Source organism: Myxococcus sp. RHSTA-1-4 (genome assembly GCF_020037125.1).
Classification (GTDB): domain Bacteria; phylum Myxococcota; class Myxococcia; order Myxococcales; family Myxococcaceae; genus Myxococcus.
In genome coordinates this window covers 38,304-49,300 of record NZ_JAIQDG010000055.1, presented here as the reverse complement: position 1 = coordinate 49,300, position 10,997 = coordinate 38,304, and the positions used below count along the sequence as shown (strand labels likewise).

General features: G+C 70.6%; 7 protein-coding genes. 1 reads left to right on the top strand and 6 read right to left on the bottom strand.

What is annotated here, in order from left to right; translation table 11 throughout:
* From K8638_RS41575 to K8638_RS41565, 3 genes are all read right to left on the bottom strand, one after another.
* The coding region (locus K8638_RS41575) for a condensation domain-containing protein (RefSeq protein WP_223760326.1) at positions 1–3,477 on the bottom strand (3,477 nt) is incomplete at its 3' end.
* Positions 3,478–3,912: 435 nt separating this feature from the next.
* Positions 3,913–5,499 carry an adenylate/guanylate cyclase domain-containing protein gene (locus K8638_RS41570; RefSeq protein WP_370644245.1) on the bottom strand — a complete coding sequence of 529 codons (1,587 nt, stop codon included), beginning with the start codon at positions 5,497–5,499 and terminating at the stop codon, positions 3,913–3,915.
* A 155-nt stretch (positions 5,500–5,654) separates the two neighbouring features.
* The gene (locus K8638_RS41565) at positions 5,655–6,605 is read right to left on the bottom strand and encodes a cyclic nucleotide-binding domain-containing protein (RefSeq protein WP_223760325.1); all 951 of its coding nucleotides are present in this window, start codon (positions 6,603–6,605) and stop codon (positions 5,655–5,657) included.
* A gap of 173 nt (positions 6,606–6,778) precedes the next feature.
* Between K8638_RS41565 and K8638_RS41560 the strand changes: the two genes are divergently transcribed.
* The gene (locus K8638_RS41560) at positions 6,779–7,459 is read left to right on the top strand and encodes a Crp/Fnr family transcriptional regulator (protein ID WP_223760324.1); all 681 of its coding nucleotides are present in this window, start codon (positions 6,779–6,781) and stop codon (positions 7,457–7,459) included.
* A gap of 19 nt (positions 7,460–7,478) precedes the next feature.
* Here K8638_RS41560 and K8638_RS41555 read toward each other — a convergent pair whose 3' ends face one another.
* The 3 genes from K8638_RS41555 to K8638_RS41545 form a co-directional block, all read right to left on the bottom strand.
* Positions 7,479–8,672, bottom strand: a complete 1,194-nt coding sequence (locus K8638_RS41555) for an OmpP1/FadL family transporter (protein ID WP_223760323.1) — start codon at positions 8,670–8,672, stop codon at positions 7,479–7,481.
* Positions 8,673–8,821: 149 nt separating this feature from the next.
* Entirely contained in the window at positions 8,822–10,408 is a 1,587-nt protein-coding gene (locus K8638_RS41550; RefSeq protein ID WP_223760322.1) for a PH domain-containing protein, read from the bottom strand.
* Positions 10,398–10,883: a PH domain-containing protein gene (locus K8638_RS41545; protein WP_223760321.1), complete on the bottom strand. Its 486-nt coding sequence runs from the start codon at positions 10,881–10,883 to the stop codon at positions 10,398–10,400. Before K8638_RS41545 ends, K8638_RS41550 begins: the two co-directional genes overlap by 11 nt.
* Between the last annotated feature and the right edge of the window lie 114 nt (positions 10,884–10,997).

Sequence of the window (10,997 nt, the reverse complement as noted above, 5' to 3'; positions counted from 1 at the left end):
CACCTGCGCTTCAATCACCTGCGGGATGTTGCGCTCGGACGCCTCGGGCAGGCGCGTGTCGTTCCACGTCACCAGCAACTGCTCGCGCTCCTCGCGAGTCAGCAGGGGCAGCTCGGCGATGGAGCGCTCGGGCGTGGTGACGGCCGCATGCAGCAGCGTGCGGAAGTGGCCCGCGACGCGCGCCACGGTGGAGGCGCCGAAGAGGTCGGTGGCGTACTCGAAGGAAGCATCCAGCGCGCCCTCACGTCCCTCGAAGAGGAACAGGGTGAGGTCGAACATCGACGCGCCAGTGTCCACGTCCAGGCGCTCCCAGCGCAGGCCCTCCAGCTCCAGCGCGAGGGCCGGGTCGTCCTGGAGGACGAGCATGGCCTGGAAGAGCGGCGCATGGCTCTGGCTGCGGACGGGCTGCACGGCCTCGACGACGCGCTCGAAGGGCACGTCCTGGTGGGCGAGAGCGCCGAGCACGCGCTCCCGCACCTGGCTCAGCAGGCCCAGGAAGGAAGGCGCGCCGGACATCTCCGCGCGGAAGGCGAGCGTGTTGACGAAAAGGCCGATGACGTCGGCTTGTCCCGCGCGGCCTCGGCCGGCGACGGGAGTCCCCACGCACACGTCCGTCTGCCCCGACAGGCGGGACAGCAGCACCTGATACGCGGTGAGAAGCACGGAGAAGGGCGTCGTGCCCTCGCGCCGCGCGAGCGCCTGCACCTGGCTCCACAGCCCGGCATCGAGCTGGAACGCGTGGCGGGCGCCCCGGTGGCTCTCCAGCGCGGGGCGGGGGGCATCGGTGGGCAGCTCCAGCAGCGGCGGCGCGCCGTGCAGGTGCTTCCAGTATTCGAGCTGTCCATCCAGCTCACCGCGCTCCAGGCGGGCGCGCTGGGCGGCGGCATGGTCCACGTAGCGCGCGGGCGCCGGAGGCAGATGCGCCTCGCGGCCCGAGGCGTGGGCGGCGTAGAGGGCGGCCAGCTCCCGCGCGAGCACGCCCATGGACGTGCCGTCGGAGACGAGGTGGTGCACGGTGAGCACCAGCACGTGGCGCTCCTCGCCCAGCCTCAGCAGCAGGGCGCGCAGCACGGGGCCACGGGCCAGGTCGAACGGGCGGCGAGCCTCATCACGGGCGCGGCGCAGCGCTTCTGCCTCGCGCTGGGCCTCGGGCAGGCCGCTCAGGTCCTCGCGCTCCAGGCGCGTGCGCCCCGCGAGGAGGATGGACTGCGAGGGCGCGCCCTCATCGGAATGGAAGACGGTGCGCAGCGACTCGTGACGCTGGACCAGCGCGTGGAGGCTGGCCTGCAGCGCGGCCACGTCCAGGCGGCCATCCAGGCGCAGGCCCACGGGCAGGTGGTACACGGCGCTGCCAGGCGTGAGCTGCTCCAGGAACCACAGCCGCTCCTGCGCGGGAGAGAGCGGGAAGGGACCGGGGCCGGTGGAGACCTCCAGTGCCTGCTCCCGCCGAGGCTCGGCCGGAAGGGCGCGAGCCAGCTCCTCCAGCGTGCAGCCCGCGAGCAGGGTCTGCATGGGCACCGAGACGCCCAGCTCCTTCTCGAAGAAGTGCGCCAGCTCCACCGCCGCGAGCGAGTCCAGGCCGTAGCGCGTGAGCGGCGCCGTTGCGTCCAGCTCCTCGGGCCGCACGTGCAGGCGCGGCGCGAGGCGGGCGCGCAGCCAGGAGACGCGCTCCTCCTCGACGATGGGCGTCGCACTCACGGAGGTGGACGGGGCCTGCTCGGAGGAGGTCGAGCCCGGTGAGGACTCGGACCAGGACGACACCACGGCCAGCCGCCCGTCGAGGAGCGCCTGGCGGCAGGCGCGGCGCTGCACCTTGCCGCTGGACGTCTTGGGAAGCGCGCCGGGCTCGATGAGCACGAGCGTGTGCGGCTGCACCTCGTGCGTCTCCGCGAGGCGCTGGCGGAGGGCGCCAATCACCTCGGCCGGGTCGGCCATGCGGCGCGGGTCCACCTCCAGCACGACGGCGAGCCGCTCCTCGCCCTCCACCTCCAGGGCAAAGGCGGCGCTGCAGCCGGGGCGGATGGCGGGGTGGCTCTGGTCCGCCGTCAGCTCCAGGTCCTGCGGGTAGTGATTGCGGCCACGGAGGATGATGAGGTCCTTGAGGCGGCCGGTGACGAACAGCTCTCCCTGCTGGAAGAAGCCGAGGTCTCCCGTGCGCAGGTAGCGGTGCTCGCCGCCACCCACGGGGCGCGCATGGAAGGCGTGCTCCGTCTCCTCGGTACGCCTCCAGTAGCCCAGGGCCACGCTCGGGCCGCGCACCCAGACCTCGCCCACCTGTCCGTCCGCGAGAATCTCCCGCGTCTCCGGATGGACGATGAGCACTTCCTGATCCGGCAGGTTGCGGCCGCAGCTCACGAGCGTGCGCGTGGCCACATCGCCGCCAGGCTCCACCGCGCGGTTCTGCTCCAGCGCGGCCGAATCCAGCGTGCGGAGGATGGGCGCCTCGGACGGGAGGCCGCCGGAGACGATGAGCGTGCCCTCGGCGAGGCCGTAGCACGGGTAGAAGGACTCGCGGCGGAAGCCCTGGGGGCCGAAGGCCTCGACGAAGCGGTCCAGCGTCTCCGGGCGGATGGGCTCGGCGCCGGAGAAGGCGACTCGCCAGCTGCTCAGGTCCAGGCCCTCGCGCTCCTCGGGCGTCACCTTCCGGACGCACAGGTCATACGCGAAGTTGGGACCGCCGCTGATGGTGGCCTTGTGACGGGAGAGGGTCTGGAGCCACAGCAGGGGCCGCTTGAGGAACGTGAGCGGCGACATCAGCGCCACGGGGAAGCCCCCGTACAGCGGCTGGAGGATGCCGCCGATGAGGCCCATGTCATGGTACGGGGGCAGCCAGATGGTGCCCACGCTGTCCGCGTCCGCCTGGAAGGCGTGGGAGATGAGCCCCAGGTTGTGCAGCAGGTTGCCGTGGCTGAGCATCACGCCCTTGGGCGTGCCGGTGGAGCCGGAGGTGTACTGGAGGAACGCGAGCGAGTCGGCGCTCACGTCCGGAGCGCGCCACACGCTGGCGGCGTCTTCCTCGAGCGTGTCGGTGGCCACCCAGCGCAGCGACTTCAGCTCCGGGGCCTGCTCGAAGAGCATCTCCGCCATGGACAGGAGCCACGACGTGGTGAGCACCACGGAGGCCTGGGCGTCCTTGATGATGGCCAGCAGCCGCGGGAGGGTGCGCTCCAGGCGCGTGGGGTCCGGCGGGTACGCGGGGACGGCGATGGCGCCCGCGTAGAGGCAGCCGAAGAAGCCCGAGATGTACTCCAGCCCCGGCGGGTAGAGCAGCACGGCGCGCTCGCCCCGGGCGCCGAGCGACTGGAGCGCCCCGCCAATGAGGCGCGCGCGGTGCTGGAGGGCCCCGCGATTCAGCTCACTCTCTTCGCCCTCGAAGTCCTCGACGAAGGAGTAGAGGCGCGCGGCCGGCTGGGCCGAGGCCCTCGCCTCGAGCAGCTCGACGAGCGTGGACCACTGGGTGGGCGATTGGCGGATCATCACCGATTCCCTCGAGGCGCGGTTCGTGGGGCCGCGCGATGTAGCGGGAAAGCTGCGTTGAAAGCGGAAAGCCGAGGCATGCGAGGCGCGGAGAGCATGGGACGCAGGGAGGTGGAGCGGATGACGGGTCGCCGCGCTAGCGCGGGTCCGCGGTCAATGCCCCAGAACAGCTCCGCCGCGAGGACGGAGCAGAACCTGTCGAAAGAAGAAGTCTCAAATGCCCAACGAGCCGGATCGAATGGTCAGCAGCTTCATACCACACGTCTACGGGTAGACGGATGATCCGAGGCTCCCTTGAAGACGAGGGAGGGAAGCGGCCGGGGCCGTTGTTTTATTCCCTGTTTTTCAATGTTTCCCGGTGGGCAGGCGACCAGGTGAGGTGGCTATGTGCCTTGAATCATTGGCCTTTGAGACGTCACAAGGGGTCGGAGGGGCTCACACGTCCCAGTGCACCCGGTAGAGCGTCAGGGGCGCGTCCTTCCCCTTGACCGGGGTGGGAGGCAGGAGCTCCAGCTTCCAGCGGCGATCCGCCAGCCGATCACGAGTGCTCTGGGTGATCAGGATCTCCCCCGGGCCGGCCGCACCGCAGACGCGGCTGGCGACATTGGTGGTGTCGCCGATGGTGGCGTACTGGAGGAAGCGCTGGGAGCCGATGTTGCCGGCCGCCACCGGGCCGCTGTTCAGCCCGATGTGGATCTGGAGCGCTTCCTGGCGCTGTTCGCTCCGGTGCTCGTTGAGCCGCTGAAGCGCCTGCTGCATCCGCACGGCCGCGCGCAGCGCGCGGTCGGCGTCGTCCGGATGTGAGAACGGCGCGCCCCACGTGGCCATCAGGGCGTCACCGATGTACTTCTCGAGCGTTCCTTCCTGCTCGAACACGATGTCCGCCATGGTGGGGAAGTAGGCATTGAGCATGTCCACCACCTCTCCGGGCCGCATCCGCGAGGACAGGTTCGTGAAGCCGCAGATGTCCGAGAAGAGCGTCGTCACCTCGGCCTCCTTCGCGCCCAGCTCGATGACGGAGGAGGACTGCTCCAGCCGCGCGAGGGCGCTGGGCGGAAAGAAGCGCTGGTAGTTGTTTCGGCGGACGGCCTCCTGCTCGATGCGCTGGTAGAGCATCGAGTTCTCCAGCGCGATGCCCACCTGGTTGGCGAAGGACGACAGGAACTCGAGGTCCTCCTGCGAGAAGCGCTCCGGGCGCCGGAGGTTGTCCAGGTAGAGCACCCCCAGCAGCTCCTCGCGTCCCTTGAGCGGCGCGCACATGGCCGCGTAGATGGACTGCTGCACGACGGACTCGGCCGTGTCCAGGCGTGGGTCCAGCCGCGCGTCGGCGAAGAGGGCCGCCACGCCATGGCGCTGCACATAGCTGGCGATGTGCCGGCTGTAGACGTGGGCCAGGTCCCTGGAGCCTTCCGAGGTCCGCGCGACGCGGGGCCGCAGCACGCCGTTGCCCGGGTCCACCAGGAGGATGACGGCGCGGTCCGCCTCGAGCACCTGGAACACCAGCTCCAGCGAGCGCTCCATCAGGTTGTCGATGGTGCCCGGTGAAGAGAGGAACTGGCTGACCTTGAGGAGGATCTGCAGCTTGTCCCGGTCCCGCTCCGCCGAGCTCGTGGTGCCCAGCTTGAGCGCCGAGGACCGGCTGCTGTCCTGGGTGCCCAGAATCTCCTGCAAGGAGACCTGGGAGAACGCCCGGGACTCATGCGTCATCGTGGGGTTGACGGACGGCTCCGCCACCCGGAGCAGGCGGAAGGTGACGGCCCCGCAGGTGAAGGTGTCGCCGGGGTGGAGCTCGCGGCTGGTGATGCGGGCGCCTCCGACGAACGTGCCGTTCTTGCTCTGCAGGTCCGTCAGCACCACCTTGCCGCCGGCGGTCGCAATCCGGGCATGCTGGCGGGAGAGGCTCTTGTCCAGGATGGAGATCTGGTTCTCCACGTCACGCCCGATGAGGGTGATGCCTTCTCCCAGCGGGAAGACCTGCTCGTCAGGGAGCCCCGGGTTCATGACGACCTGCAGAGTCTGCACCGCACCCTCCCGTGCGCATGGCCACGCCGCCACCCGGTGGCCCGTCCAAGGCCTTCTCTAGCACAAGCGACCGGTGGGGCTCCCCGAGGGGGCCTGACGGGGAGCCCCACCGGATGGCCGGATCGTCCCGGTCCACGGGGACCCGGCTTCGCCGGTCATCCGGGCCGGTGAGGCTCCCCCTCGTGGGCGGCCTCGGGGGGCCGCCCGGTCAGCAGCCGGGTGGTGCGCCACAGCCGCTCGGCGCCCATGCGCTGCAGCTCGCGGCGCAGCTCCGGTTCCGCGTCGAGGAGCTGCTCGAAGGCGCTTCGCTCCAGCTTCAGCAACAGGCAGGGCGTCGCGGCCCGCACGGAGGCCGTCACCAGCTTGCTGCGCAGCAGCGAGACTTCTCCGAAGACGTCGCCCTCGACCAGGTCCGGGTAGGGCGTCTCATGGCCGTCCACGTGCTGGTGGAACACGGTGCAGCGCCCGCGCAGGAGGAGGTAGAGGGCCTGGGCGGGCTGTCCCCGCGTGAGGACCTGCTCCCCCGCGTCCACCGTGCACGGCGTGAAGGCGTCCCGCACCGTCTGGAGCAGGGGCCGCCGCAGCCGGGAGAAGAGGGGGCTGCTGCGCACCAGATGGGCGACCACGTCCGCGCTCCGCGCCTTGACGGGAGCCTCGGCGGGCGGCGTCACCGGGGGCGCGGCGGCGCTCTTCCCGGCCGCGGCGCCGGGCAGGGGCAGTCCGCGACGGGCACGCAGCTCCACCAGGAGCGCGTGGGCACGCCCGTGGTCCGGGTCGAGCTGGAGGATGACCTTGCACAGCGCGATGGCGCGCAGCGTCCACCCCAGCTTCTCCCAGGCCCTGGCGGCCGCCTCGTACTCGGCGATGGCGCCACGCGTCCGGCCCAGCCGCTGCAGGACCTCGGCGACCTTCTGCCGGCACGACGGCTCTTCCGGTGCCACCTTCACGGCCTCCTGGAAGGCGGTGAGCGCCGCCTCCAGGTCTCCCGCGACCAGCATGTCGGTGCCGCGGTTCCTCGCCTCGCGCAGCACGGCCGTGGCCGGGGCTTCCCTGGCGGAGGCGGGGGATGGGGAATCGAGAGACGCCGATGCATTCTTTCCGGGCATGGTGCGTATCCGGTCATCCACTGCGAGGTTGACCGTCACGTTAGGCCCGGACAAGGAGCCCGGCTGTGAAGCAGCTCACAGGTTCACGGTGAAAGCAGCTACAGCGTAGAAACCGGAAAGGCGTTGATCTCGAATCGCTTCACCTCACATGCTGCTTCGAGGGGGGTGACTCCGTGTCCTACGCGCAGCTCCTGAACCAGGTCTCCATCTTCGAGCAGCTCGAGGGCGACGACCTCGAGCACCTGTCCGCGCTTCTCCGAACCCGGCGCTATGCGAAGGGGGAGGTCATCTTCCACCAGGGAGACGTGGGCACGTCCCTCTACATCATCCGCAAGGGGCAGGTGGCCATCCGCCTCGGCTCACCGGATGGCAAGGAGGTCATCCTGGCGCTGCTCGACCGAGGGGACTTCTTCGGAGAGCTGGCGCTGTTGGATGGAGAGCCCCGCTCCACGGACGCCGTCGCGCGCGAGGAGTCGGACCTGCTGACCATCCGGCGGGAGGACTTCCGCAGGTACCTGGACGCCCGTCCCAAGGTGGCCCTGGGGCTGCTGGCCAACCTGAGCCGGCTGGTGCGGCACGTCACGCAACTGGTGCACGACACCACCTTCCTGGATGCGCGGGCGCGCCTGGTACGCGTCCTCCTCGAGCTGGCGCGCAACCAGGGCCAGCCGGGCGCCGAGGGTGTCGTCATTCCCCAGAAGCTCACCCAGACGGAGCTGGCCAACCTCTGCGGCCTCACCCGCGAGAGCACCAACAAGTGGCTGCGCTTCTACGTCCGCGAGGGCCTGCTGGCCTACGAGGGAGGGCGCATCACCCTGGTCCACCCCGAGCGCCTGGGGCGGGAAACGGAGTGAGCACGCCCTCCCGAGGCACCTACAGCGAGTAGCCCAGCGTCACCCCGAGCACGTGCGCGGTGCCGGAGTACGTGCCGTCGAGACCGGCTCCCGTGCTCTCCGTGCTCGCGAGGAGCACGAGCTGGTAGGCCGCGTCCGCGCGCAGGTTGCCCATCGCGTAGCCCGCGCCCAGGGAGAACTTGTAGCGGTCGGCGTCCGGCAGGTCCGGCGTGAGCGTCTCGGCCGGGCTGGGCGACAGGTCCACCACGAAGCCCGCGCGCACCTGCAGCTCCGGCCGCAGGGTGTACTCCGCGCCCAGGTGGTACTTGGCCTTCGCCACCCACCGCTTTTCCACCGGGTTGTTCAGCGCGGGGTTGTCCGGGAACTGGATGGTCAGCTCCTTCATGCTGGCCCAGTCCACCATCTGGACGTCGAACGCGAGCGTCAGGTTCTCCATGGGCGTGGCCGCGAGCCCCAGCGACAGCGTCGCGGGGAACTTCACGTCCGCCTCCACGCGCTGGTCCAGCATGCGCGCCTGGAACTGCTGGGGGATGTTCTGGAAGTCCGCCAGGCCCTCGTACTTCGTGGACACGGCGCTGCGGTAGTGGACGCCGGCCGTCAGCTCCCCGGGCAGCAGCACCGCCTGGAAGCCCGCGTTGAAGCCCACGCCCCAGGCCGCGCCGCCCAGGTGGACGCCGCCCTCGCTCTCCACGAAGTTGATGGAGCGCTTCAGCTCCACCGTGGTGCGCACGACGTCCACGCCCACGCCCAGCCGGAAGTACTCGTGGAGCTGATACGCGAACGTGGGGTTGATGTAGTACGCCGCCAGGCTCGACTCGCGGCCCTTGAAGCGGCCCACGAAGTCATCCTCCCAGCGGCTGCGCGCGCCGTAGGGCGTGTACGCGCCCAGGCCGAACGCCGCCTTCTCGAAGGGCCGGTAGACGACGAAGACGTGGGGCGGGGGAGACAGCGTCATCTTCTGCCCCTGCGCCGCCCCGTCCGTCGGGGTGAACTCGATGAAGGGGAGGATGCCGGTGTCGCCGACGGTGATGTCCAGCTTCTTCACGCCGAGGATGTTGGCGGCGTTGGAGTAGATGGCCGACGAGTCGTCCAGCGCGGCGGTGGACGCATTGCCCATGCCCGTCGAGCGCGCGCTTTGGGTGTCGATCTGGAAGCCCGCGGCCTGGGTGGCACCCGCGGCGAGCAGCGTCACAAGGGAGAGCGTCTTCTTCATGGTGTGCATTTCGTCTGGCCGGGCCATCGATTTCGGCGCCGTCGTTTTTTGTGCCGCGCCGAAGCGGGTGACCCAATCCCATTTCCGGGAAGCGCCATCCGGGCGGAGGGGGTCACTCGGGGAGGCGTGAGTATAGGCGGAAGGGCGATTCACTTGCAGCCGATGCTTCCCGCGTCCGGTGCGGAGGGCGTTCCCCCATCCGCGGCCCCCGGGAGGTCCCGCACTCCGGGTGGGGGTTGGCGGATGCGCCTCGGCGAGGGGAGGGCGTCGATGAGCCGCCAGGCCTCGTCCCAGCTCACACAGGGCAGGATGACGTGCGAGCCCGCGACGGCCACCTGGACGTGTCCGATGCCGTAGCCGCGCTCCAGCGGTCCCTGCACGGCCTTCACCGACTGGATGCGCGAGCGCTGGAGCACCGTGGTGCGCCTGCGCCAGAAGCCCTGCCGGACCACCACGAGGCCCTCGGTGATGAGCCAGCCCTGGAAGCGCCAGTCGAACCAGGCGCCCACGAGCTGGAGCGGGAGCAGCGCCCAGGCGAGCACGCCCCAGGGCCAGAGGAGGAAGGTCGCGGGCGTGGCCACCAGGACACTCACCCCCACCGAGCGGATTCGCGCGCGCAGGAGCGATTTCGGGTGCGCGGGGCGCAGGGACAGCGCGCCCAGGGTGGCCGGCAGTCCCGGGATGAGCCGCTCCACGAGCGCCTCCATCCGGTCGGAGGGCACCACCGGCACCACCAGCTCGGCGCGCTCGGCCGGCTCCCGTCCGGCGCGCACCCCGGCCGTCTCCACCTCCACGGAGCCAAAGCCGAGCCAACGGCGCAGGAGGGGCTCGTCCAGCACGACCTGCTGGATTCGCTCGCGCCGCACCGTCACCTGCCGGCTCGTGAAGAGGCCGCCCATGGCGCGGAAGTGCCTCCCGGTATCCACGAGGCGGAAGCCATGGAACCGCAGGACGGCCAGCACCACGTTCACCAGCCAGAGGACGAGCAGCCCCGCGAGGACGACCAGGACGGCGGAGGCCCAGCCCATCCCGGGCTTCGCCAGCGCCGCCCACCGCGCCGACATCCACGGCAGCATCCACTCGTGGAAGGCTTCCACCAGCTCGTTGAGGGCGCCCATCACCACGGCGAGAACCCCCAGGCCCGTGGCCGTCGCGCCGTAGCGAAGCAGGTCCACCAGCCGCATCCGCGCCAGGACCTCGCCCTCGGCCGCGCCCGGAGCGCCCGCGGGAGCGAGTGCCGGCGCCTCGTGCCCCCGCGCCGCGTGCAGTGCGTCGATGAGCGCCTGTGCGTCCCGGGGCGTGAGCCCGCGCAGGTGGCCCTCGGCCTTCTGTCCGGAGGCCGTCTCCACCTTCAGCTCCACCAGGCCCAGCAGCTTCGAGACGAAGGGCTGGAGGACCTCGGTGTTCTGCACGCGCGCCGCCTCGATGAAGCGCGAGGTCTTGGTGAAGACGCCGGAGCGGATCTCCAGATGCGCTCCCACCACCCGGTAGCGCAGCGTGGCGACGTCATAGAGCAGCGCGGCGGCGCTGACCGCGGCGAACAGGAAGATGAAGCCCCAGAGGAGGACGGGAAGTCCTCCGCCCTTCATGAAGAAGGCCGGAATGATGGCGCCCAGGAGCGGACGCACCACGATGCCGAGAATGGGGAACAGCGCCGCGAGCGGAGCCCTCGGGCTGAGCATCTTCCATGGCACCTCCTCGGGCTCGGGGACGGGCGCCGGGGTTTCAGACGACATCGTCGGCCTCGCGCCGCACGAGCTTCTCGCGCAGGGCATCCGCCGTCTCACGCGCGAGGCCGGGAATCTCTCCGTCCGCTCCACCTCCGGAGGCCGTGTAGACCTGGAGCCTCGCCAGCCCGAGGGCCCGCTCGATGGGGCCCTGGTGCACGTCCACATGCTGGATGCGGCCCGCGGGGATGGACACGAGCCGCCGCACCAGCACGCCGTGCGCGATGAGCAGGTCATGCTCGCGCAGCGCCCAGCCCCAGCGCTGGTGCGCGCGCGGGGGATACCAGGCGGCGAGCACGCCACATACCAGCACCGCCGCCCCGGGGAACAGCCAGGCCCATCCGCCCAGGCCCGTCCTTGACAGGATGAACGCCGCGAATGAGCCGAGCACGCCATACACGGCGATGCGGATGAGCCCCGACAGGCGGAAGAGCGTGAGCGCGTTGGGAGGGAGGCGTTCGAGCGTGGGCACCGTGTCGGACATGGTCCTCCTCCGCGAGGCGCCCGTGAGTGTACTCCGGTATCTGATACACTCGCGGCTCCCGTCACGAGTCCGCGATACATGCATGGATCATGTGACAGTTCCGCGTGACCCGCG